The sequence below is a fragment of the Pseudomonas sp. G166 genome (assembly GCF_037027455.2).
In the GTDB taxonomy this organism is placed as follows: Bacteria; Pseudomonadota; Gammaproteobacteria; order Pseudomonadales; family Pseudomonadaceae; genus Aquipseudomonas.
Map to the genome: position 1 here is coordinate 3,061,404 of NZ_CP146985.1, position 22,862 is coordinate 3,084,265.

The following is a 22,862-nucleotide window of genomic DNA, read 5'->3' on the forward strand; positions in this document are numbered from 1 at the left end:
TGATGGTTATAAAAGGAGCATGCAACGATGAACAGGGTGTACTTCAAGGCGAGCCGCCTTCTGGCCGGGGTGTTGATGTGCCTGGCGCTGGTGGCGTGCGACAAGGCCCCGTCACCGCCGGCCAGCAAGGCGGCGCTGGCGTTTCATCCCAGTGACGAGTGCCACGTCTGTGGCATGGTCATCAATGACTTTCCCGGACCCAAGGGCGCCGCAGTCGCTGCTGGCAGCGTCAAGAAATTCTGCTCGCCAGCAGAAATGCTTGGCTGGTGGCTACAGCCAGAGAATCACCGTGACGATGTGAAGTTGTACGTCCACGACATGGGGTACAGCCATTGGGATACGCCGGATGATGCGCACCTGATCGATGCCAGGACCGCCTATTTTGTGATCGGCTCCGGGCTCAAGGGTGCCATGGGTGTGGTATTGGCCTCGTTCTCCGCCGCCCAGGCGGCGGAAAAACTCGCCAGGGACACCGGCGGCCGGGTGTTGCGTCTGGAAGACATCGATCAACAGTTGTTGGGGCAGGCAACGGCCATGTCGCCGATGAGTCATTGAGGAGCTGGCCCTGTGGGGCAGAAGACTCATATCCACCAAACCCTGTGGGAGCGTGCTTGTTCGCGATAGCGGTGGTTCAGTTTGCAGGGGTGGCTGTGCCGCCGTCTTCGCGAGCAGGCTCGCTCCACATTGTTTGGTGCAGGGAAAGAGATCTATATCCCCCAAATCACCTGTGGGGGAAAGACGCGAGCTGGTTCTATAACCACCTTGGTGTGGTGAAAAACGAGGCCATTTCCGAGCGGGCCAGGGCTGAGCCGAAGTAGGGGCCTTGTACATGGTCGCAGGCCACGCTGCGCAGTTGGCTGAATTGCCGGGCGTTCTCGATGCCCTCGGCGGTGACCATCAGCCCAACACTGCGGCTCAACCGGATCATCGCCAGGACGCCTTCCTGGTCATGCTCCAAGCCCAGCTGCGCGAGGATGTTGCGATCGAAACGGATGCCATCGAACGGTTGGTTCAATACTTCGCGAAGGGAGGCGATGCTGGTGCCGAACTTGTCGATGTTGATTCGCACGCCGAGGTCTTTGAGGGCATGAAGGGTACGCGCAACGACCTTATGATCGGTCAACAGAACCCCTTCGGCCACTTCCAGGGTCAGTCGATGAGGGGCCAGGCCGCTCGCGTCAAGGGCCGTTCGCACCTGGTCTAGCAGAAAGCTGCTGCTGAACCACTTGGGCGAAACCGCGACGGATACGTTGACGGTGACCGGCCAGGTTGCCGCTTCCTCACAGACGTTGATCAGTACCCAGGTTCCCAGTTCTTCCAACTGGCCCGATGCTTCAGCCACCGGTATGAAGTCTGCCCCCCCCAGTTCGCCCTTCTCGGGATGGTGCCAGATGGCCTGGGCTTCAAAGCCATGCAGTTGCTCGGCGCTCACGTTGAAGCGCGGCAAATAGCGCAACTCCAACTGGTCCTCGTGCATCGCCCGGCGCAGTTGCTGCTCGTATCGACGTCGGTCGCGGGCCACATTCCCCATGGCCTCCACGTACACGCGCCAGGTATTGCGACCCGCCGCCTTAGCCGCATACAAGGCGATATCGGAGTGGCGCAACAGTTCATCGGCCCGCTCGCCGCCGGGTTGCGACCAGGCGACGCCAATGCTCACTCCCAGATACAACGTATTGCCGTCCAGGTGCATCGGGCGCTGCATGCAATCAATCAGGCGCTCACAGAGTTGATCGAGATCGTGCGCATCGCCAGGGTTAGGCATGACAATGACAAACTCATCGCCACCCAGACGGGCCACCAGGTCAGTGCTGCGCACGTTTTGCTGAAGGATATGGGCCACTTCCTTCAGCACTTTATCGCCCACGGCATGACCCAGCGAGTCATTGACCGGCTTGAAGCGGTCCATGTCCAGGTTCAACAGCGCCAGCGGTACGCCATTCGCCGGGTCCAGGTGTTCGCTGAGGCAGTCAAACAAACGGTTGCGGTTCGCCAGGCCAGTCAGCGGGTCGTGCAGCGAAAGATGTTTGATCTGCGCTAGCGCCCGCAACTCCTCGGTGATATCGGTGGCGGTGCCGCGAAAGCCCAAAGCGCCGGCTTCGATGGCCCGCACCGACAGCTTGCAGGTGCGTATGCGCTGGTTGCGCGCGGTGTACTCGCATAGCAGCGGGGCGGATGAGGCGCTGTCGGCACCGCCGAGCAACCATTGGGAAATCGAAATCGACCCGCCGTGGGGATGAAGCAGGCGGTGGAGGGGCTTGCCCAACCAATCGGTGGGGCTGAACCCGGTCACTTGTTCAAAACGGTCGGACAGGTAGGTCAGCGTTCCGGTCGAGTCGATCTCCCACAACCAGTCAGACGACACCTCGGCAATGTCCCGGAAACGCTCCTCACTGCGCTCCAAAGCCTTGCGGTGGGCCAGCAGGCTGGTGTACTGGCGTTCCTGGGCCCGAAGCATGGCCAGGGCATGGCGCAACACGGCCAATGCCAGGATTCCAAGAAAGAGTAATGCCAGGGCCAGCAAGGGCAGCAATATCTTGCGCAGATCCTTGCCCGGCGTCGCCGGCCACCAGGCCAGGGCCTCCTGGGTCTGCTGGTCAAGCGATACCTGGGCTGTCCCGACCTGGCCGGGCACACGGGTAATGTGGACGTTGGGCAGGGCAAAGTCCCGCGCCAGGTTTTGCAGGGATGCAGAATCGAGGACTTTCACGAACAGCAGCAGGCTGGGCGGGCCGGGGATTTCGGCCACGCTGGCGTCGGTGCCGGTGGTGATGGCGGAAGTAGCGACGAACGCGGGCATACCGTCGTGATGCAACAGCTCGACGATGACTTCATCTCGGTTCTGCGCGGTGCTGGCTTTTTCCCGCAATGCGCGCAGGTCACCAGTCAGCCAAGTGTCGGCATCGACTTCACTCATCTGGCCATCGATCACTGAATAGACGGTTTTGCCGGTCGCAGATATGACAAACACTGCCTGGTAGCCGTAGAGCGAATAGACGCTGCTGCCGACGTTCTCCTGGTCGTAGGCCCATTCCTTGTCCATTTCGATGTGCAGATGCCGGTAGGCGTCGCTCCACTTGGAGTAATCGCTCAGGTCTCGGCCGATGCCAGTGCGAATGCCGTCGATGGCCCGCTGGGCAAAAAACAGGCTTTGTTCGCGGGCGCGCTGGTCCTGGGCTGCGGTAATGTTGAGCAGCACGGCGATCGCCAGGGCGGACATGACGAACAGCACGAGCATGATGGCCGGAAAGGTGCGGCGGGTGAAGCTTCGGGTTGGCGAGCCCGGAGAAAGAACGGTTGAGTCGTTGCCAGCATCTTCAGTCATAAGTAAGTCATCAGCCAAAAAAGCGATTTCACCCGCACCTGTCCTTTATCGGCTGTAGGGCTGATTAACTTAGTCGTGATCATAATTGGTGCGCGTGGCAATGTTGCCTTGTGATGTTAAGGGAGTTGTTGTTAATTCGCTTGGAATGATGATTTATTGCTGAAAGGTACCGGTTGTTTATTGATTTTATCTTGTTTATCAGGTTTTAAGACATTATTAGCAATCCTTGAGCAGCCTGCATTCTCTAGAATTCGCTTTATTGGATCCAATTTGGTTCGCCTCCTGCGAATCGATCCAGTGACTTGTTGCCCTCAAGGAGACGAACGCATGATGCTCAGCGACCCTTCCGTCAAATACCGCCCTTTCTCCACCGTGGACCTGCCTGACCGGCAATGGCCGTCCAGGGTCCAGCGCCACGCACCGACCTGGTGCAGCGTTGACATGCGCGATGGCAACCAGGCACTGATCGAGCCTATGAACGCCGAGCGCAAACGCCGGTTCTTCGATTTGCTGGTCAAGACGGGTTTCAAGGAGATCGAGGTGGGTTTTCCTGCGGCTTCGCAGACCGATTTCGACTACGTACGCGAATTGATCGAAGGCAACAAAATTCCATCGGACGTGACCATCCAGGTCATGACCCAGGCGCGTACACACTTGATCGAGCGAACCTTTGAAGCGCTGAAGGGCGCCCCGCGAGCTATTGTTCATGTCTACAACGCCACCGCTCCAGTCTTCCGCGATGTGGTATTTGGCGTCGACAAGGCCGGCTGCATCAAAATTGCCACCGATGCGACCCGGGAAATCAAGGCGTTGATGCAGCAGAACCCGCAGACCGAATGGACGTTCCAGTATTCGCCGGAAACCTTCTGCTTCACCGAGCTGGATTTCGGCCTGGAGATTTGTGAAGCCGTGGCCGCGCAGTTCGAGCCCACCCCGCAGAATAAAATGATCCTCAATTTGCCGACCACCGTGGAGGTGTCTACGGCCAACGTGTTTGCCGATCAGATCGAATGGTTCTGCCGCCACTTCAGCCGCATGGACAGCGTGATCATCAGCGTCCACCCGCACAACGACCGCGGCACAGGCGTCTCCACCGCCGAACAGGCTTGCCTGGCGGGTGCCCAGCGGGTGGAAGGGACGCTGTTTGGCAACGGTGAGCGCACTGGCAACGTCGATATCCTCACCTTGGCGATGAACCTCTACACCAGCGGGGTTTCCCCGCAGCTGGATTTTTCGGACATCGTGCATGTGCAGCGCGAGGTCGAATATTGCAATCAGTTGCCAACTCACCCACGCCATCCCTATGCCGGCGAGCTGGTGTTCACGGCGTTCTCCGGTTCGCATCAGGACGCGATCAAGAAGGGCTTTGCCGCCCGCAATGCCCATCCCGAAGGGTTTTGGGAAGTCCCTTACCTGCCCATCGACCCGGCGGACATGGGGCGTAGCTATGAGGCGGTCATTCGCGTCAACAGCCAGTCCGGCAAGGGCGGTGTGGCCTATCTGCTGGAGCAATACGGCATCGTCCTGCCGCGACGCCTGCAAATGGAGTTCAGTGGGCTGGTCCAGCAAGTGGCTGACGAAACGGGCCGGGAGATTACCAGCGAGATGATCCTGGAGTACTTCACCGAGCAGTACCTCACCGAGGGGATGCCTTACCGGCTTGGCAAACCGCAAGTCGTCAGCGAAGGCGACACCACCTACATCGATGCACGGCTGGAAGGACCACAGGGCCAAGTGCACCTGGCCGGCGAGGGTAATGGCCCGTTGGCGGCCATGGTCGATGCGCTCGCCGCCTGTGGCGCCGACCTGGACATTGCCGATTACCACGAGCATGCCACACGCGATGGCGCCGAATCCGAAGCGATTGCCTACGTCGAGATCCGCCTGGGCACCCAGTTCATCTTCGGTGCCGCGCGCGATGGCAGCTTCCTGTCGGCGTCCTTGAAGGCCTTGGTGAGTGCCGTCAACCGGGCAACCCGCAGCGGTTTGCTGGGTGCGTTGAAGACCTCTGCGCCGGCCCGGGCCCCCTATTAACGCGCAACGCTGTGGGAGCGAGCTTGCTCCCACATGATTTTATGGGCCACAAGCTCCCTCGCCACAGGGTACTCGTCTGGCTTGATAGCGCTGTTGATCACTCCGCCAACAACACCGCCGCATCGAACCCCACCCGCAAGTTGCCCCAATGGCGGCCGCCGAAGAAGAACGGTACGTCGATCTCGGTCATGATCTCCCCGGTGTCGCGCAGGTAAGTCTGGAGCAGGAAGCGCTGGACGTTGCCGGCTGCGCGCAGGCCAATCGGGTCGCCGAAGATCCGCTTGTTGCGGCACACCGGCAGGTCGACTGCGCGATCCCCCGTGGGCTGCTTCGACACCCAGCTGTTGTTCACCGGGCAATAGCCTTTGGTGTCGACAATGAACGACACCTTGCCACCCGGCGTGCTGCGGGTGAGCGTGTCGCATTCTTCCTGGCAGACCTGGGCAAAGCGTTCGGTATAGCTGGTCATGTACTGCTTGGGGTCGGTGCCGGGGATCAATTGGTAGTTCTGGTCGAATAGGTTGAGACCTTCCTTTTGCAGCGCTTCCAGGCGTACCTGGAGGATGTCGCGGCACTGGCTGGCTCGGGTAATAGCGGCATCCAGCTTGCCGTGGCCGAGCACGAACCGACCCAACAGCGCCTGCACCTTTTCGGCAACGCCGGACAGGTCACGGGTGGCCGTCGCCGAGTGCTGCATGCGCTGGTCGATCAACTGGCTGTCGGCATGGATCTGCGTTACCCGTTCGTTGATGCCTGTGTTGCTGTCGGCGAACTGCTGGATGTGCGTGGCGATGTCCGCCAGTTTGCCGTTGGTGGATTCGAAATCGCCAATCATGCTTTCGAAATGACCGGAGGCGCGCTCCACCACTTTCTGGGTTTCCCGAGCGCTGTGGCTGATCTGGTTGGTCTGTTCGTGGGTGGAGCTGACTTCTTCAAGCATGGCGTCGATGTTGCGCGAGATATCGTCGGTGGCCCGGCTGACGTTCTGCGCCAGGGTCCGCACTTCATCGGCCACCACGGCGAAGCCGCGGCCGCTTTCGCCGGCTCGGGCGGCTTCGATGGCAGCGTTGAGGGCCAGCAGGTTGGTCTGGGCAGAGATCTGCTGGATCAGCCCGACGATGGACTTGATGCTTGAGGAACGCTGGTTCAAGGCGCCTACGAGGGTGGCGAATTCATTGAGGCTGCTGGAGATCTCGCTGATGTTGCCGGTCACTTCCAGCAGTTCGGAATAGGAGTCGCGGGCCATGCTCAGGTTCTGGGCGGTGGTGCTGGAGATGCCCTGGGTCTGGCGCGAGACTTCTTCGATGCGGCCCACGGCGGTGTTGCTCTGGTCCATCACTTCCTTGGCGAAGCGGGCCTGGTGGGTGGCGCTGTCGCTGGAGTCGCTGATGTTTTTCAGCGAACGCGCCGATTCGACGGCGATGTGCACGGTCAGCGCCTGGACATTACTGATGATCTCCCGTTGCTTGGCCAGGAATCGGTTGCAGGTGCTGGCCAGTGTCCGAATCTCGTCGTGGGTCACCAGCGGCAGGTCCTTGGACAAGTCGCCTTCGCCGTTGGCGATCTCTTCCAGGGCCTTGGTCATGGCAGTGACGGGGCGCACGATGAGGTGGCGCAAGTACCAGACCATGAAGCTGATCATGCACAGCGACAGGAAGGCGCCGAAGAGCAGGGCGTGGGTGAGGCTGTCCAGCCGGCCCTCGATCTGCCCCAGCAGGGCTCCGTCCAACTGCGCGTTGCGCAACTGCAGCACAATCTCGGCGCGTGCGCTGAGGGCTACCCAATACAGCAGACCACTGACCAACACCAGCAGGAAAAGGCTCGACAGCTTTTTGGTGAGGGTATCGAAAAATTGCATCTCGATAGACTCGTACAAGGCCTTTAACGTCTGCATGCCGCTGCTCCTGGGCAAAAAAATCACTCAATGGAATACATTCGACCGCTGGCGACAAAGCTTTAGCGGGTTGAGGCGATTTGATATCACTTCGCGTTATTTAGCGTAGCCCAGCGCACTGACAACCTGTGGGAGCGAGCTTGCTCGCGATGAGGGACCGACAGCCAATGATGCTTTGACTGACATACCGCTATCGCGAGCCAGCTCGCCCCCACAATGAGTTTGTGGTGGCTATCAGGGGGAGGCGAGCCAAGCGCAGGAGGAATAGAAAAGATTTACTGGGAATCGTTCTCAAAGTATATTCGCTCTCATTAACATCCCCCAATGAGTGCAGCGTCTTGAATCGTTCCACCCCTCTCGCTAATCGCAACGTCTTCATCAAGTGTGTATTGCCAACATTGTCTTGCTGTTTCATTGCAAGCCCAGTGTGGGCACAGGACACCCTTGAACTGCCGGCTACGGACATCCAAGGCAGTCGCATCACTCAGGACGAGGGCTATACCGCATCGCAGGCCAGTACGGCGAGCAAAAGCGATGTACCAATCAAGGAAGAGGCGCAATCGATCAACGTGGTGACCCAGCAGACCCTGGCCGACTATCAGGTGCGCTCGCTGGCCGACGCAATGAAGTTCGTCAGCGGCGTCAGCCAGGGCAATACCTTGGGCGGTTCGCGGGACTCGCTGGTCAAGCGCGGTTTCGGCACCAACGACGATGGCTCGATCCTGCGCGATGGCGTGCGTTCGAACCTGGGGCATAACTTCAGCGCCACCACCGAGCGGGTCGAAGTGCTCAAGGGCCCGGCCTCGATGCTGTACGGCGCGCTGGAGCCCGGTGGCCTGGTCAACGTCATCAGCAAGAAGCCCGAGTACACCCAGAGCACCACGTTGAGCGGCTCGGCCTACAGCGAAGGTGGCGGCACCATGGCCCTGGATACCACCGGGCCGTTGGGCGACACCGGCCTGGCGTATCGCTTGATTGCCGAGCGCGGGCATGAGGACTACTGGCGCAACTACGGCGTCAACGAGAGCACGCTGGTGGCACCGTCGCTGGCTTGGACGGGGGAGCGGGCTTCGTTGAACCTCAGTTATGAGTACAACGAATATTCCAATCCGTTTGATCGGGGTACGATATTTACCGATGGGCATCCAGCTGACATTGACTATGACAAGCGCCTGGATGAGCCGTGGGCCAAGAGTGTGGGAATTCGTGAGACAGCCACCGCCCGGTTCGAGTATGAATTGAGTGAGGCGTGGAAAACTCGTGTGACCTACGGGTGGAACAACGACCGGTACAGTCTTTCGATTGCGCAGCCGCGGCTGTCGAACGGCGTTTTCCAGCGTGCCGCCAACGGCGCGCACTATGACGATGAAACCCGCTACGCCAGCTGGGATTTCATGGGCAAGCAGGAACTGTTCGGCCAGCGTCATGACCTGTTGATCGGCGTTGATAACCAGGTATCCGATCAGTTCCGTGGCAAGACCTATCGCGGAGCTTATCAAGTAGGCTTTGACCCTGCGGCACCGGTGTACGGTGGTCTGGGGGAGCCAAGCACGGTAAATGCGCCGCAAAGCAACTTGAGCAACAAACTGACTTCCAGTTCGGTGTATCTCAAGGACAACTGGCACCTGGATGACCGCTGGATCCTGGTCTTTGGGGGCCGTTACCAGCATTACGATCAATACGCCGACCAAGGTATGCTCAAGCGCGTCCACGTTCGTGACGATAACGGCGATGCCTTTGTCCCGTTTCTGGGCCTGGTCTATAAAGCCACCGAGGAACTGTCGCTTTACGGCAATTACAGCCGGTCGTTCAAGCCTAACGATACTGTCGATAAAAACCTTGCTACCTTCAAACCGGAAGAGGGCCGCAGCTACGAAATCGGCGCCAAGTACGATCCATTGCCAGGCTTGAACATCAACCTCGCCCTGTTCGACATCGTTAAAAAGAACGTGGTGACCACTGTTGACGAGGTTTCCGAAGCCGCCGGCAAAGTTGGCTCCCAAGGCCTCGAACTGGACATCACCGGCCGCCTGTCCGAGCGTTGGGACCTGATTGGCACCTACGCCTACACCCACACGGAAATCCTCGACGATCCGGACGATGAAGGCCACCGCCTCGCCGATGCACCCAAGCACACCGCCAGCCTATACCTGAGTCACCACCTGAACGTGCCAGCCGAATTCGGTGCCTGGCACGCCGGTGCCGGTGCGCGGTATGTCGGCGAGCGCGCCGCCAACAAGGCCAACGACTTCTGGCTCAGCAGCTACACCGTCGCCGACGCCTTCCTGCGCTGGGAGTCTCCAGTGCTGGGGCACAAAACCTCGTTGCAGTTGAACGTGGACAACCTGTTCGACAAGCAGTACTACCCGTCGTCCACCGGCAGCGAACAGCAAGTCAATGTCGGTGAACCGCGTACCGCCCGCCTGAGTGCCAGCGTGACGTTCTGATCCCTCCTGAAAACAAAATGCCCGGACCTTGAAGTCCGGGCATTTTTTTGGGGATCACCTTCACGTTTCGGCCGCCATCGCGAGCAAGCTCGCTCCCACAGGGGATTCATGGCGAACACAAACTCGATGAACACTCGCAGCCAATGTGGGAGCGAGCTTGCTCGCGATGGTGGTTCAACGGACTGACCAAGCCAGTGGCTCCCGCTATCAGGTCTCAAAGGCTGCGGATCAGCGAAACGCCGGCACCACCTGCTGGATGAACAACTCCAGGGACTTCTTCTTCTCGGCATGGGACAAGCTGTTGTCGCACCAGAAGCTGAACTCATCCACCCCCAATTCCTGGTAGTACTTGATCCGCTCGATGATTTCCTGCGGCGTGCCAATCATGGTGTTCTTGCGGATGTTTTCCAGTTGGAACTCCGGACGCTCGGCGAATTTTTCTTCGGGGCTTGGCGCGAGGAAGCCGTTGACCGGCACTTGCTTGTTGCCGAACCAGGCATCGAAGGTGCGATAGAACTTGGAGATTGCCTGGGCACCGACTTTCCAGCCCTCGGGATCGTCCACGGCATGCACGTGGGTGTGGCGCAACACCATCAATTGCGGGCGTGGTACGTCAGGGTTGTTGTCCAGGGCGGCCTGGAACTTGTTCTTCAGGTCCAGGACTTCTTCATCGCCCTTCATCAACGGCGTGACCATCACGTTGCAGCCATTGGCGACGGCGAAGTTGTGGGAGTCCGGGTCGCGGGCGGCGATCCACATTGGCGGGTGTGGTTTGCGGATCGGCTTGGGCACGCTGGTGGAGGTGGGGAATTTCCAGATTTCGCCGTCATGGGCGTAGTCACCTTGCCACAGGGCGCGTACCACCGGAACCATTTCCCGTAGCGCCTGGCCGCCGGAGGACGCCGGCATGCCGCCGGCCATGCGGTCGAACTCCACCTGATAGGCGCCGCGGGCCAGACCGACTTCCATGCGGCCATTGCTGATCACGTCCAGCAGCGCGCATTCGCCGGCCACCCGCAGCGGGTGCCAGAACGGCGCGATGATGGTGCCGGCGCCCAAATGTATGGTGGTGGTCTTGCCGGCCAGGTATGCCAGCAGCGGCATCGGGCTTGGCGAGATGGTGTATTCCATGGCGTGGTGCTCGCCGATCCACACGGTGCTGAAACCGCCAGCCTCGGCCAGCAGGGTCAGCTCAGTCAGGTCTTCGAACAACTGGCGATGGCTGACGCTTTCGTCCCAACGCTCCATGTGTACAAACAGGGAAAATTTCATGGCGCTTTCTCTTGTCGTTGACGATCGGTTCAGGCGAGGACGGGCAGGGCGCCCATCTTGCCGTGGCAGTAAACCAGCGGGCCTGGTGTGTGTTGCGGCACGATCAGATTCTTCACGGCGCCGACCATGATGGCGTGGTCGCCGCCTTCGTATTCACGCCACAGTTCACATTCGATGATGGCGGTGGCATTGCTCAGCAGCGGGTTACCCAACTCGCTCAGGGTCCACTCGATGCCCTGGGCCTTGTCCTTGCCTTTGCGCGCGAAGGCGTAGGCTTCGTTCTGTTGCCCGCCGGAGAGCACATGGATGGCGAAGCGGCGGTTCTTGATCAGCACCGGATAGGAGTCGGAGCTGTAGTTGGGGCAGAACAGCACCAGGGCCGGCTCCATCGACAACGAGCTGAACGCGCTGGCGGTGAGGCCGACGATCTGCCCATCATCATCGAGCGTGGTGATCACCGTCACGCCGGACGGGAACGAGCCCATGACTTGTTTGTAAACGGCGGCGTCGATCATTGGACGATCCTCGGGTGCGGCTTTTATGGAGGGGCGGACGGCGTTCATCAATGGGCACCGGCGGCTTTGTTCAGGTCGCTCTCGACCCATTGGGTGTAGACGCAGGCATCAGCGGTGGCCCAGCGCACACGCACTGGGTCGCCAGCCTTGAGGGGCATGCCGGCGGCGGACAGCGCCTTGACAGTCATGGCGGTTCCACTGGAAGTCACCACGCTGCAGGTCTGGCTTTCACCGAGAAACAGCACTTCGACGACCTTGGCCCAGACTTCATTCCAGCCGGCGGCCAAGGGCTCCTGGGCGGCTTGTTCGACGCTCAAGGCGAGGGCTTTTTCCGGGCGCACCATCAGCAGCACGTCCTGCTCTACTTGCAGGCCGGCGGTCAGGCGGATCGACAACGACTGGCCTTCGAAGGTCGCCACCGCGTTGCCCTGGGCCTTGAGCTTGAGGAAATTGGAGTTACCCAGGAAGGACGCGACAAAGGCATTCGGCGGGTTCTGGTAGAGGTCATAGCCGCTGCCCAGGCCGACGATCTTGCCGTGGCTGAAAATCGCAATGCGCTGGGACAGGCGCATGGCTTCTTCCTGGTCGTGGGTGACGTAGACGATGGTGATGCCCAAGCGCCGATGCAGTTGGCGCAGTTCATCCTGCAGGTCTTCACGGAGTTTTTTGTCCAGGGCGCCGAGGGGTTCATCCATCAGCAGAATACGTGGCTCATAGACCAGCGCCCGGGCAATCGCCACACGCTGCTGCTGGCCGCCGGAGAGTTGCGAAGGCCGCCGATGGGCGAACTCGCCCAGTTGCACGAGCTTGAGCATCGCATCGACTCGGCGTTCGCGTTCGGCGCTCGCCAGTTTGCGGATCGCCAGGGGAAAGGCGATGTTGTCGCGCACCGACAGATGCGGGAACAGCGAGTAACGTTGGAACACCATGCCGATGTCACGCTTGTGCGGCGGAACGTTGACCAAGGACTTGCCGTCCACCAGGATCTCGCCGCTGCTGGGGGTCTCAAACCCGGCGAGCATCGACAGCGTGGTGCTCTTGCCTGAGCCGCTGGAGCCGAGGAAGGTCAGGAATTCGCCGTCCTGGATGTCCAGGGAGATATCGTCCACGGCGGCAAAATCGCCGTAGTGCTTGTTCAGGTTGCGCAGGCTGACCAGGGTCTTGTTGTGCTGTTGTGCGGGGTCTTTGACGGCACTCATTGTGTTCTCCTAGGCGCTCAGGCGCTGATTTCGTTGCGCCGGCGCAGGGCGGCGGCGATCACCATCACCAACACCGAGAGGCCGATCAGCAACGTCGAAGCGACGGCGATCACAGGCGTCAGGTCCTGGCGCAGGGTGGTCCACATTTTTACCGGCAGGGTTTGCAGGGTCGGGCTGGCCATCATCACGCTCAGCACCACCTCGTCCCACGACACCAGGAAGGCGAACAAGGCACCGGCGACCATGCCGGGGCGAATCGCCGGAAAGGTCACCTTGAACACCGCTTGCAGGCGTGAGGCGCCGCAGATCACCGCCGCGTCTTCGATGGACTGGTCGAACAGCTTGAGCGAGTTGATGATCGAGATGATGGTGAAGGGCAGTGCGACGATCACGTGACTGACCACGAACGCGAACAGCGTCCCGGTGTAACCCAGTTTCAGGAACAGCGCGTACACCGCCACCGCGATGATCACCAGCGGCACGATCATTGGCAGGGTGAACAGGCCATAGAGCATTTCCCGACCCGGGAACCGCCCGCGAACCAGGGCAAACGCAGTGGGCAAACCCAGCGCCACGGCGCAGACGGTGGTCAGGACCGCGACCTTGAGGCTGGTCAGGGCCGCGCTCATCCAGTCCGGGTTGGAGAAGAATTGGCCGTACCATTTCAACGTCCAGCCTGGTGGCGGGAACACCAGCCACTGGGACGAACCGAACGACAGCAGCACGATGAATACGATCGGCAACAGCAGGAACAGCGCGATCAGGCCAGTGGTGAAGTACAGGCCGAACCGCATGCGCCGGCTCATGGCATTGGGGGTCAGGAGCATGACGGCTTACCTCGCGTTGCTGGCACCCACCGGGGATTCCGGCTGGAGCTTCAGGTAGAAGTAGAACAACACCAGGGTGATCGCCACCAACAAGGCGGCGCCGGCACTGGCCAGGCCCCAATTGAGGAACGACTGCACCTGCTGGATGATGAATTCAGGCAGCATCATGTTCTGCGCTCCGCCCAGCAGTGCCGGGGTCACGTAGTAACCGAGGGACATCACGAACACCATCAGCCCGCCGGAGAACAGCCCCGGTCGGCACAGCGGCAGGAACACCTTGAAGAAGTTGGTCCAGGGGCTGGCGCCGCAGATGGAACCGGCCTGCAGGACCATCGGGTCGATAGCCTGCATGGTTGCCTGCAGCGGCAGAACGATGAACGGGATCATGATGTAGCTCATGCCGATCACCACGCCGGTGAGGTTGTGCACCATCTCCAACGGTTGGTCGATGATGCCCATGGCCATCAACGCCTTGTTGATCACCCCGGAGGCTTGCAGCAACACCAGCCAGGAATAGGTGCGGGCCAGCAGGCTGGTCCACATCGACAGCAGCACGATGTTCAGCATCCAGCGCCCCCAGCCACGGGGCACCAGGGTGATGGCCCAGGCCAGGGGGAAACCCAGCAACAGGCTGAACAGCGTCACCAGCCCGGCCACCGAAAAGGTGTTGATCAACACCCGGGCGTAGGCCGAGTTGGCGAACAGTTGCTCGTAATTACCCAAGCCGGGCACCGGTTCCAGCACGCCGCGCAACAACAGACCAATCAGCGGCGCCAGGAAGAACAGGCCGAGGAACAGCAGGGCGGGAAGCAGGTTTGCGGCCCCGCGCCAGCGCTGGGCCAACGACGGGGTTTGTGGGGCAACGGTCTTGGCGATGCTCACACCGGTAGCGCCGGCGGCGCCTCCGGTGTGCTGGGTTGCCGATGCCGCTATTTTCATTTGACCAGCCATTCGTTCCACCGTGTCGCGATGTCCTGACCGTTCTTGGCCCAGTACGCGAAATCAAGGGTGATTTGATCCTTGGCATAGGCGGTCGGCAGGTTGGGGGCGAGTACCGAATCCAGGCGCGCGATGCTGTCGACGTTGACCGGCGCATAGGCAGTCAGGTTGGAGAAGTCGGCCTGGCCCTTGGCGCTGCTGGCGTTGGCCAGGAACTTCATGGCCGCAGCCTTGTTCTTCGACCCCTTTGGAATGACCAGGATGTCGGCCATGACCAGGTTCTGCTTCCAACTCACGCCAATCGGCGCGCCGTCCTGTTGCAACGCATAGATGCGCCCGTTCCAGAACTGGCCGAGGCTGGCTTCGCCGGAGGCAAGCAGTTGCTGGGATTGGGCGCCGCCGCCCCACCAGACGATGTCTTTCTTGATGGTGTCGAGCTTCTTGAAGGCGCGGTCCAGGTCCAGCGGGTAGAGCTTGTCCGCCGCGACGCCATCGGCCAGCAGCGCCAGTTCAAGGACGCCTGGGCTTGGCCATTTGTACAGGGCGCGTTTGCCGGGGTAGGTCTTGGTGTCGAACAGCGCGGTCCAGTCCTGAGGCTTGCCGGAGCCGAGCTTGCCTTCGTTGTAGCCGAGGACGAACGAGAAGTAGAACGAACCGACGCCGTGATCGGAGACGAAGCGTGGGTCGATCTTGTCGCGCTGGATGACCGAGAAGTCCAGGGGCTCGAGCAGGCCTTCAGCGGCGGCGCGCAAGGCGAAGTCCGCCTCGACGTCGACCACGTCCCATTGCACATTGCCGCTTTCGACCATGGCCTTGAGCTTGCCGTAGTCTGTCGGGCCATCCTGGACCACGGTGATGCCGCTGGCCTTGCTGAATGGGTCGGCCCAGGCCTGCTTCTGCGCGTCCTGGGTGCTGCCGCCCCAACTGACGAAGTTGACGCTTTCAGCGGCCAACGACACCTGGCTGGCGACGCTCAACAGGCCCGCAAAAAAGATTGCGGCTGCACTTTTCTTCAACACCATTTTTACGCCCTCATTGTTGTGTTTTTGAGCGGGCTTTTGTCGCCCGCCTATCGGGAGCAGTAGGTCCATCTGGCCTTAAAGGCGACCGGGCCAAGGGCTTTTGTTTGTGCTTTCCCTGCCGGGGGCACTTGGCTGAAGCGTTCGGTCTATGGAATATCATATTATGGTATTCCAAACTTTCTGCAAGCATTTTGCCGTACCGGCTATCTGTCCGGGGATAGATTGTTCCCTGTCATTGCTGGATCGAACCCTGCGGGAGCGAGCTTGCTCGCGATGGCAATGGATCTGTCGACATGGATGTTGACTGACCCACCGCTATCGCGAGCAAGCTCGCTCCCACAGGTTTTCTGTTATCCGGTGAAAGGAATACTTTCCACCACCTCCAAGTCATACCCCGTCAACCCCGCGTACTTGAGTGGCGGGCCCAAATGACGCAACTTGCCGACGCCCAGGTCCTGGAGGATTTGTGCTCCGGTGCCCACTTCAGAATAGATGCGCGATTGCGACCGGCTGAACTGTCGTGGCGGCTGGGTCAGTTGCGGCACTCGCTCGAGCAGCGCCTGGGACGACTCGTGGTTGGCCAGCACCACCACCACGCCACGGCCTTCTTCGGCGACCCGTTGCAGTGCTGCCCACAGGGTCCAGTTGGAAGGGCCGTTGTATTCGGCGCCCACCAGATCCCGCAGCGGGTCGATCACGTGCACCCGCACCAGAGTCGGTTCCTCCCGGCGAATGTCGCCCATGACCATCGCCATGTGCACGCCGCCTTCGATGCGATCTTCAAAGGTGAACAAGCGAAAGGTACCGTGCACTGTGGGCAGTTCCCGTTCGCCGATACGCACCACGGTGTGCTCGGTGCTCAGGCGGTAATGGATCAGGTCGGCGATGGTGCCGATCTTGATCCCGTGCTTGCGGGCAAAAACCTCCAGGTCCGGGCGGCGGGCCATGGTGCCGTCATCATTCATCACTTCGACGATCACTGATGCGGGCGTGAAACCCGCCAGGCGCGCCAGGTCGCAACCGGCTTCGGTGTGCCCGGCGCGGGTCAGTACACCGCCTTCCTTGGCGCGCAACGGGAAGATATGCCCCGGCTGCACGATATCTGTGGGCCCCGAATCGGCGGCCACGGCGGCGGCGACGGTGCATGCCCGGTCGGCGGCGGAAATACCGGTGGTCACGCCCGTGGCGGCCTCTATGGAAACGGTGAACGCGGTGCTGAACACGCTGCCGTTGCTCGGCACCATTTGCTCCAGACCCAGGCGCTGGCAGTGCTCGTCGGTCAGGGTCAGGCAGATCAGTCCACGCGCTTCGCGGGCCATGAAGCTGATGGCCTGGGCGTTGCAGCAGTCGGCGGCCAGCAGCAGGTCACCTTCGTTTTCCCGATCTTCGTCATCCACCAGCAACACCATCTTGCCCTGGCGGTAGTCTTCGATGATTTCCTGAATGCTGTTAAAGGCCATGTCGGGCTCTCTTTGTTTTGATGGGTGCTTGGTGGAATGATGTTGTGGTATACCATAATACAAAAATAACCGAGAGGTCACTATGAAGGCGTACTGGATTGCTCATGTGGATGTCACCGACCCCGATCAATACAGCCAATACACCCAACGGGCGCCGGCGGCGTTTGCCTTGTATGGCGGGCGGATGCTGGCCCGGGGCGGGCGCAGCGAAGCGATGGAGGGCCGGGACACGCCGCAGCGCAGCGTGGTGATCGAGTTCGACTCTTACGAACAGGCGCTGGCCTGTTATCACTCAGAGCAGTATCAGGCGGCCAAGGGGCATCGAGAGGGCGTGGCCCAGGCCGAGGTGATCATCGTCGAGGGCGTGGCACCCTGAGGTTTGTCAGCGGATGAAATGGATCTTGCCGCTGTCGTCGTTGCCGATGTAGATACCATAGACCCCGGCCTGGCGTTCCTCGATATAACGTTCGAGGATCTGGCGGATGGCCGGGTAATAGATGCTGTCCCAGGGAATGTCTTCGGGGGCGAAGAATTTGTAGTCGAGGGTTTCCGGCCCGTATTGGCCAGTGATCTCCAGCGCTGTGGCGCGGAAGATGATGTACACCTCGCTGATCTTCGGCACGCTGAAAATCGAGTAGGGCGAGACAATTTCCGCGCGCACGCCGGTCTCTTCCCAGACCTCCCGCAGCGCCGCGTCCTCGGTGGTTTCGCCGCCCTCCATGAAGCCGGCCGGCAAGGTCCAGGTGCCGGGGCGCGGTGGGATGGCGCGCTGGCACAACAGGTATTTGCCGTCCTGCTCGATGATGCAGCCGGCAATGATCTTCGGGTTGACGTAATGGATGTAGCCGCAGCCGCCGCACATCAGTCGCTGGTGGGTATCGCCCGCTGGCAGGCGGTGACTCAGGTCACTGCCGCCACACTTTGGACAAAAGCTGGGGCTGAACATCTCAGCGACCTATACGAGGTTCTTTCAGGGCGATGGGCGCCGTGATTTCAGGAATCTCGCCGGTTTCTTCCTGCTGGCGCTTGAGGTACTCCAAGGCAACCTTGGCGGCGGCGCGCACATGGTCGACGCATGCCTGGTGGGCGGCCAGGGGATCGCCGCTCTTGATCGCCTCGACCATGCGCTCCATTTCCTGGTTGCTGCTGCCGCGACGGTTTTCCTGGGACACCGATGTGGCCCGCAGGTAACTGATGCGGGCTTGCAACTGGCGCAGCTGGGTGGCGGCGACATGGTTGCCGGACCCTTCGAGCAAGACGTCGTAGAAGCCTTGCACCGAATCGATGACCTGTTGCAGCTCGCCATCCTTGAGGGCCTTGCGGTTCTCTTCCAGGGCTTTCTCCAGCGCCTTGATGTCCTTGGCCTTGGCCCGCAGGGTGAAGAGCTGGACGATCAATCCTTCGAGCACACAGCGCAATTCATAGATGTCGCCGGCATCGGCCAGGGTGATGATTGCCACCCGTGGGCCCTTGGCATCGGCGAATTCCACCAGGCCTTCGGATTCGAGGTGGCGCAAGGCTTCGCGCACCGACGTGCGGCTCACGCCCAGGCGATCGCACAGATCACGTTCGACCAGGCGATCGCCCGGCAGGAGCTGGAAGTTCATGATGGCGCTTCGCAGCTTATCCAGCACGATTTCGCGCAGGGTAACGGGGTTGCGATTGACCTTGAAGCTGTCGTCGAGTGGCAGGCGTTTCATGGGGTCCGCTCTGTAATATGGCTGTCCATGCCAAACGGGCAACATTCGTGCACGTTCAGATCAAACAGCCGAGGGTTGACTGGAGGCCTCGGCGTCGGCTTCGGCGAAGGCTTCACGGGCAAGCCGGAAACTGTCCACGGCAGCCGGGACGCCGCAATAGATACCGACCTGAAGCAGAATTTCGCGTATTTGCTCACGACTCAAGCCGTTACGCAAGGCGCCACGCACATGCAGCTTGAGTTCATGGGGTCGATTGAGCGCCGAGATCATCGCCAGGTTAATCATGCTGCGTTCCTTGAGGGATAAACCCTCACGACCCCAGACATGGCCCCAGCAGTATTCGGTGACCATTTCCTGCAGGGGCCGGGTGAAGTCGTCGGCGTTCTCGATGGAGCGCTGCACATAAGCCTCGCCCAGCACCTGAGTGCGGATCTTGAGGCCTTGTTCATATTTATCGTTGCTCATGCGGGCTCCCTGAAAAAGTGATGAACCTGTGGGAGCGAGCTTGCTCGCGATGGCGGTGTGTCAGGCACATCAATGTCGACTGCTCCACCGCTTTCGCGAGCAAGCTCGCTCCCACAGGGGGATGTGTGTAGCCATCAGGCCAGCGCCGGCAATGGGCCCAGCTTGCCTTTGTGGTAGATCATCGGTGTGACCGGTTGCTCGGGCAGGATCAGGTGCTTCACCGCGCCAACGATGATCGCGTGGTCACCGCCGTCGTATTCGCGCCACAGTTCGCATTCGATAATCGCTGTGGCCTTGGCCAGTAGCGGGTTGCCCAGTTCGCTGAGGTGCCAATCGATACCTTTGGCCTTGTCCTTGCCTTTGCCTGCAAACGCGTAGGCTTCGGCGGTCTGGTCAGCCGAGAGCAAATGAATCGCAAACTGCTTGCTGTCGCGCAGGATCGGGTAGGTGTCGGAAGCGTAGTTGGGGCAGAACAGCACCAGCGCCGGGTCGATCGACAGCGCACTGAAGGCGCTGGCAGTGATACCGACGATATTCCCGTCCGGGTCCAGGGTGGTGACCACCGTGACGCCGGACGGGAAGGAGCTCATGACTTCTTTGTAGATGCCGGGTTCGATCATTTCTCAGGACTCCTAGCGCATCACGAACGGATCAGGCATCGGCGCCTGGGAAAGATTGATCCACACCGTTTTCAGTTCGGTATAAGCCAGCACCGAATCGATGCCGCTTTCGCGTCCATAGCCGCTGTTCTTGAAGCCGCCGATGGGCGCCATGGCCGAGACCGCACGATAGGTGTTGACCCAGATGATCCCGGAGCGCACGTCCCGGGCCAGGCGATGGGCGCGGCCCAGGTCGCGGGTCCAGATGCCAGCGGCGAGGCCGAACTGCGAGTCGTTGGCAATCGCCAGCGCCTCGGCTTCATCTTTGAAACGGATGACCGAGGCCACCGGGCCGAAGACCTCTTCCTGCATGATTTTCATCGAGTTGCGGTCGCATTCGAACAGGGTCGGTTCATAGAACCAGCCGTCCCCTAGGTTCTGCGGACGCTTGCCACCCAGGCGCAGGTGCGCACCTTCGGCGATGGCGTCGGCTACCAGGCCTTCGACCACGGCCAGTTGCTGTGCGGTGGCCATCGGCCCCATTTCGCTGCTGTCTTCCTGCGGGTTTCCGATGCGGATGCGCTGGGCGCGTTCGACCAGGCGCGCGACGAATTCGTCGTAGATTTCTTCCTGCACCAGCAAGCGCGAACCGGACACGCAACTCTGGCCGGATGCCGCGTAGATCCCGGCAATCGCCCCGTTGATGGCGCTGTCGAGGTCGGCGTCGGCGAAGATAATGTTCGGTGATTTGCCCCCCAGTTCCAGCGACAGTTTGGCGAAGTTCTCCGCGCTGCTGCGCACCACATGCCGGGCCGTGGCGGCACCGCCGGTGAAGGCGATCTTGCGCACCAGCGGATGGCGGGTGAGGGCGGCACCGGTGCTTGGGCCGTAACCGGTGACGACGTTGACCACGCCAGGTGGAATCCCCGCTTCCAGGGCCAGGCGCGCCAGTTCCAGAACGGTCGCCGAGGCGTGCTCAGACGGTTTGATCACAATGGTGTTGCCCGCCGCCAGTGCCGGGGCGAGTTTGATCGCGGTCAGGTAAAGCGGGCTGTTCCAGGGAATGATCGCCGCGACCACGCCCATGGCTTCGTGCACCGTGTAGGCAAACAGGTCCGGCTTGTCCAGCGGCAGGGTACCGCCTTCGAGTTTGTCGGCCAGGCCGGCGGTGTAGTGGAAAAACTCCGGCAGGTAGCCGACCTGGCCACGGGTTTCGCGGATCAGCTTGCCGTTGTCGCGGCTTTCCAGCTGGGCCAGTTGTTCTTTGTTCTCGGCGATCAGGTCACCCAGGCGTCGCAGCAGTTTGCCGCGAGCGGTGGCGGTCAAGCCACGCCAGGCCGGGCTCTCGAAGGCAGCCTGCGCGGCTTGTACGGCGCGCTCGACATCGGCTTCGTCGGCATCGGGCAATTCAGCCCAGGGCTGGGCCAAAGCCGGGTTCAGGCTTTCAAAAGTCTTGCCGGAAAGGGCATCGACCCATTCGCCGCCGATGCACATCGAAAAACGTGCGAGTGTCATGCAACGATCCCCTTTATCTGGTTGTGTCGGGCGCTTGCCGTGTCGAGAAACTCCAGCAGCAACTGGTTGACCAGGCGCGGCGATTCTACCGGCATCATATGCCGCTGCTCGGCGAGTACGGCAACGGTCGCGCCAGGAATTCGTTCGGCCAGTTGCCGGGCCATTTCCGGCGTCGAGCCGGGGTCCAGTTCGCCGGTGGCGATCAGCGTTGGCACCTGGATGTTGCCCAGGTCGTCGGCGCGGTACATGTCCTGGGTGGCGAACAGTTCATAGGTGGTCAGGTAGCCCTGGGGATCGTTACCTGCCAGGGTCTGGCGCAGCGCGGCAATCTGCGCCGGGTTGGCCGCCTGGTATTCGCGACTGAACCAGCGCGATAGTGCGGCTTCGGCATTGGCGTCCGGCCCATGTTCGGCGGCCTGGGCGGTACGGGCAATGACTCCGGCGCGCTGCTCGGCGCTGCGGTTGAATACACTGTTGAGCACCACCAGGCCGTGCAGGCGTTGCGGGTAATGCAAGGCAAACGCCCGCGCCACCAGGCCGCCCATGGAAAAGCCGATCACCGTCGCCTGGGGCAGTTGCAAGTGATCGAGCAGCTCCAGCAACTGATCGGCGTAACCCAGCAGGGCGGTGCCGCTTTCGGGGCGCGGGCTGGCGCCGTGGCCGAGCATGTCGTAGGCAATGACACGGTATTTCGTGGCCAGACCAACGACCTGGCCGCCCCACATTTCTTTGTTCAGGCCCACACCGTGGATCAGGACCACGGGCTGGCCTTGGCCAGTGGCCAGGTAACTGGTCCCGGCCGGGGTGAGTTCAGCGGTGAGCCGAATCATGAAGCGCTCCTGCATGCCTTTTTATTGTGGTTACCGAGGCTGGATTACTGCGCATTCTCGGCGGCCAGTTCTTCCAGATCGATGTAGCGGTTGCCGATACGCGGGTGCAGGCGACCGCCATCGGCACAACCGAGCACCACGACGATTTCGTCAGCGCGCGGGGCGTCTTCGATCTGCATTTCCAGGGTGATGTAGTGCGAGCGCAGGCCTTCGTCGTCCTTGTGCATCATCGGGATCTGGATCGACGTGCCTGGGCCGCCGCGTTTGTTGGTAAAACTCAGGTAGCTCTTGGCCTTGACCGCTTCGCGGTAGTGGTTGCCGAAGCGCAGGGTGTGGATCACGGCGGAGGCGTGCTCGATTTCACCGTCGGCGCCCACCACGGCGGCCTTGCCGTAGGCTTGGATTTTTTCCGCGCCGCCGATGATGCCCACCAAGCGTTCGACCATCAGGGCGCCGAGGTCGGAGCAGTTGGCGCGGATTTCCGGTTTCAGGTCTTCAACGAAGCCACGGCCCAGCCAAGGGTTTTTCATCACCACCGCCAACCCGACCATGGTCACCGGCTTGTCGGTAGCCTTGCCGCCTTCGATAAAGGTTTCTTCGACATAGCTGACGATCTTGCGAATTTCGAAACTCATGAGCTGCTCCGTAAGAGGTGGAAATTGGTCTGTGCGTATGATGGTATACCATAATACTGCTAGCGCAAGTGGCGGTTTTGAGTTTGTGCGTGGGAAGGCGACAGAAGGCCGCCCTGGCCAGCAGGTAGCCGTGGCAGGGGGATTCGGGGGATTTGAAGGGCGAGGGTATGGCGCCCGGAATTAT

20 protein-coding genes are annotated in these 22,862 nt (G+C 60.9%); 4 read left to right on the forward strand and 16 right to left on the reverse strand.

Translation table 11 applies throughout. The features are described from left to right. Positions 1–27 precede the first annotated feature (27 nt). A complete protein-coding gene (locus tag SGN16_RS13315; RefSeq protein WP_335945989.1) occupies positions 28–555 on the forward strand; it encodes a nitrous oxide reductase accessory protein NosL in 528 nt (175 codons plus the stop codon). A gap of 196 nt (positions 556–751) precedes the next feature. Here SGN16_RS13315 and SGN16_RS13320 read toward each other — a convergent pair whose 3' ends face one another. Next, positions 752–3,325, reverse strand: a complete 2,574-nt coding sequence (locus SGN16_RS13320) for an EAL domain-containing protein (RefSeq protein WP_335945990.1) — start codon at positions 3,323–3,325, stop codon at positions 752–754. A 327-nt stretch (positions 3,326–3,652) separates the two neighbouring features. Here SGN16_RS13320 and leuA point away from each other — a divergent pair, with 327 nt between their 5' ends. Beyond that, positions 3,653–5,359, forward strand: coding sequence for a 2-isopropylmalate synthase (leuA, locus tag SGN16_RS13325; protein WP_335945991.1), 1,707 nt, complete (start codon positions 3,653–3,655; stop codon positions 5,357–5,359). Between the two features lie 97 nt (positions 5,360–5,456). On the opposite strand, the gene SGN16_RS13330 is transcribed toward leuA, so the two are convergent. Then, on the reverse strand, positions 5,457–7,253 hold the full coding sequence (locus SGN16_RS13330) for a methyl-accepting chemotaxis protein (protein ID WP_335945992.1): 1,797 nt from the start codon (positions 7,251–7,253) through the stop codon (positions 5,457–5,459). A gap of 377 nt (positions 7,254–7,630) precedes the next feature. Between SGN16_RS13330 and SGN16_RS13335 the strand changes: the two genes are divergently transcribed. Further along, the gene (locus SGN16_RS13335; protein ID WP_335945996.1) at positions 7,631–9,700 is read left to right on the forward strand and encodes a TonB-dependent siderophore receptor; all 2,070 of its coding nucleotides are present in this window, start codon (positions 7,631–7,633) and stop codon (positions 9,698–9,700) included. Between the two features lie 228 nt (positions 9,701–9,928). On the opposite strand, the gene SGN16_RS13340 is transcribed toward SGN16_RS13335, so the two are convergent. The 7 genes from SGN16_RS13340 to ribBA form a co-directional block, all read right to left on the reverse strand. Next, on the reverse strand, positions 9,929–10,972 hold the full coding sequence (locus tag SGN16_RS13340; protein ID WP_335945993.1) for an LLM class flavin-dependent oxidoreductase: 1,044 nt from the start codon (positions 10,970–10,972) through the stop codon (positions 9,929–9,931). A gap of 29 nt (positions 10,973–11,001) precedes the next feature. After that, positions 11,002–11,487, reverse strand: coding sequence for a flavin reductase family protein (locus tag SGN16_RS13345; RefSeq protein WP_210644735.1), 486 nt, complete (start codon positions 11,485–11,487; stop codon positions 11,002–11,004). Positions 11,488–11,534: 47 nt separating this feature from the next. Next, a complete protein-coding gene (locus tag SGN16_RS13350; protein WP_335945994.1) occupies positions 11,535–12,686 on the reverse strand; it encodes an ABC transporter ATP-binding protein in 1,152 nt (383 codons plus the stop codon). A gap of 17 nt (positions 12,687–12,703) precedes the next feature. Continuing rightward, entirely contained in the window at positions 12,704–13,513 is an 810-nt protein-coding gene (locus SGN16_RS13355; protein ID WP_210644739.1) for an ABC transporter permease, read from the reverse strand. Positions 13,514–13,519: 6 nt separating this feature from the next. Next, complete coding sequence (locus tag SGN16_RS13360) at positions 13,520–14,452, reverse strand: ABC transporter permease (protein WP_210645251.1); 933 nt, start codon at positions 14,450–14,452, stop codon at positions 13,520–13,522. Beyond that, complete coding sequence (locus tag SGN16_RS13365; RefSeq protein ID WP_335945995.1) at positions 14,449–15,474, reverse strand: ABC transporter substrate-binding protein; 1,026 nt, start codon at positions 15,472–15,474, stop codon at positions 14,449–14,451. The genes SGN16_RS13360 and SGN16_RS13365 overlap by 4 nt, the downstream gene beginning before the upstream one ends. Positions 15,475–15,824: 350 nt before the next feature. Further along, a complete protein-coding gene (gene ribBA, locus SGN16_RS13370; protein WP_210644743.1) occupies positions 15,825–16,934 on the reverse strand; it encodes a bifunctional 3,4-dihydroxy-2-butanone-4-phosphate synthase/GTP cyclohydrolase II in 1,110 nt (369 codons plus the stop codon). Positions 16,935–17,016: 82 nt separating this feature from the next. Here ribBA and SGN16_RS13375 point away from each other — a divergent pair, with 82 nt between their 5' ends. Beyond that, on the forward strand, positions 17,017–17,310 hold the full coding sequence (locus SGN16_RS13375) for a DUF1330 domain-containing protein (RefSeq protein ID WP_210644745.1): 294 nt from the start codon (positions 17,017–17,019) through the stop codon (positions 17,308–17,310). A gap of 6 nt (positions 17,311–17,316) precedes the next feature. On the opposite strand, the gene SGN16_RS13380 is transcribed toward SGN16_RS13375, so the two are convergent. From SGN16_RS13380 to SGN16_RS13410, 7 genes are all read right to left on the reverse strand, one after another. Beyond that, the gene (locus SGN16_RS13380) at positions 17,317–17,880 is read right to left on the reverse strand and encodes an NUDIX hydrolase (RefSeq protein WP_210644747.1); all 564 of its coding nucleotides are present in this window, start codon (positions 17,878–17,880) and stop codon (positions 17,317–17,319) included. A 1-nt stretch (position 17,881) separates the two neighbouring features. Then, complete coding sequence (locus SGN16_RS13385; RefSeq protein WP_210644750.1) at positions 17,882–18,634, reverse strand: GntR family transcriptional regulator; 753 nt, start codon at positions 18,632–18,634, stop codon at positions 17,882–17,884. A 60-nt stretch (positions 18,635–18,694) separates the two neighbouring features. Continuing rightward, positions 18,695–19,099: a carboxymuconolactone decarboxylase family protein gene (locus SGN16_RS13390; protein ID WP_109755321.1), complete on the reverse strand. Its 405-nt coding sequence runs from the start codon at positions 19,097–19,099 to the stop codon at positions 18,695–18,697. 134 nt (positions 19,100–19,233) lie between these two features. Further along, complete coding sequence (locus SGN16_RS13395; RefSeq protein WP_210644752.1) at positions 19,234–19,719, reverse strand: flavin reductase family protein; 486 nt, start codon at positions 19,717–19,719, stop codon at positions 19,234–19,236. A 12-nt stretch (positions 19,720–19,731) separates the two neighbouring features. Beyond that, positions 19,732–21,213 carry an aldehyde dehydrogenase gene (locus SGN16_RS13400; protein ID WP_335944668.1) on the reverse strand — a complete coding sequence of 494 codons (1,482 nt, stop codon included), beginning with the start codon at positions 21,211–21,213 and terminating at the stop codon, positions 19,732–19,734. After that, positions 21,210–22,043 carry an alpha/beta fold hydrolase gene (locus tag SGN16_RS13405; RefSeq protein WP_210644755.1) on the reverse strand — a complete coding sequence of 278 codons (834 nt, stop codon included), beginning with the start codon at positions 22,041–22,043 and terminating at the stop codon, positions 21,210–21,212. Before SGN16_RS13405 ends, SGN16_RS13400 begins: the two co-directional genes overlap by 4 nt. 44 nt (positions 22,044–22,087) lie before the next feature. Further along, positions 22,088–22,678 (reverse strand): amino acid synthesis family protein, encoded by a 591-nt coding sequence (locus SGN16_RS13410; RefSeq protein ID WP_210644756.1) that lies wholly within the window; start codon positions 22,676–22,678, stop codon positions 22,088–22,090. Between the last annotated feature and the right edge of the window lie 184 nt (positions 22,679–22,862).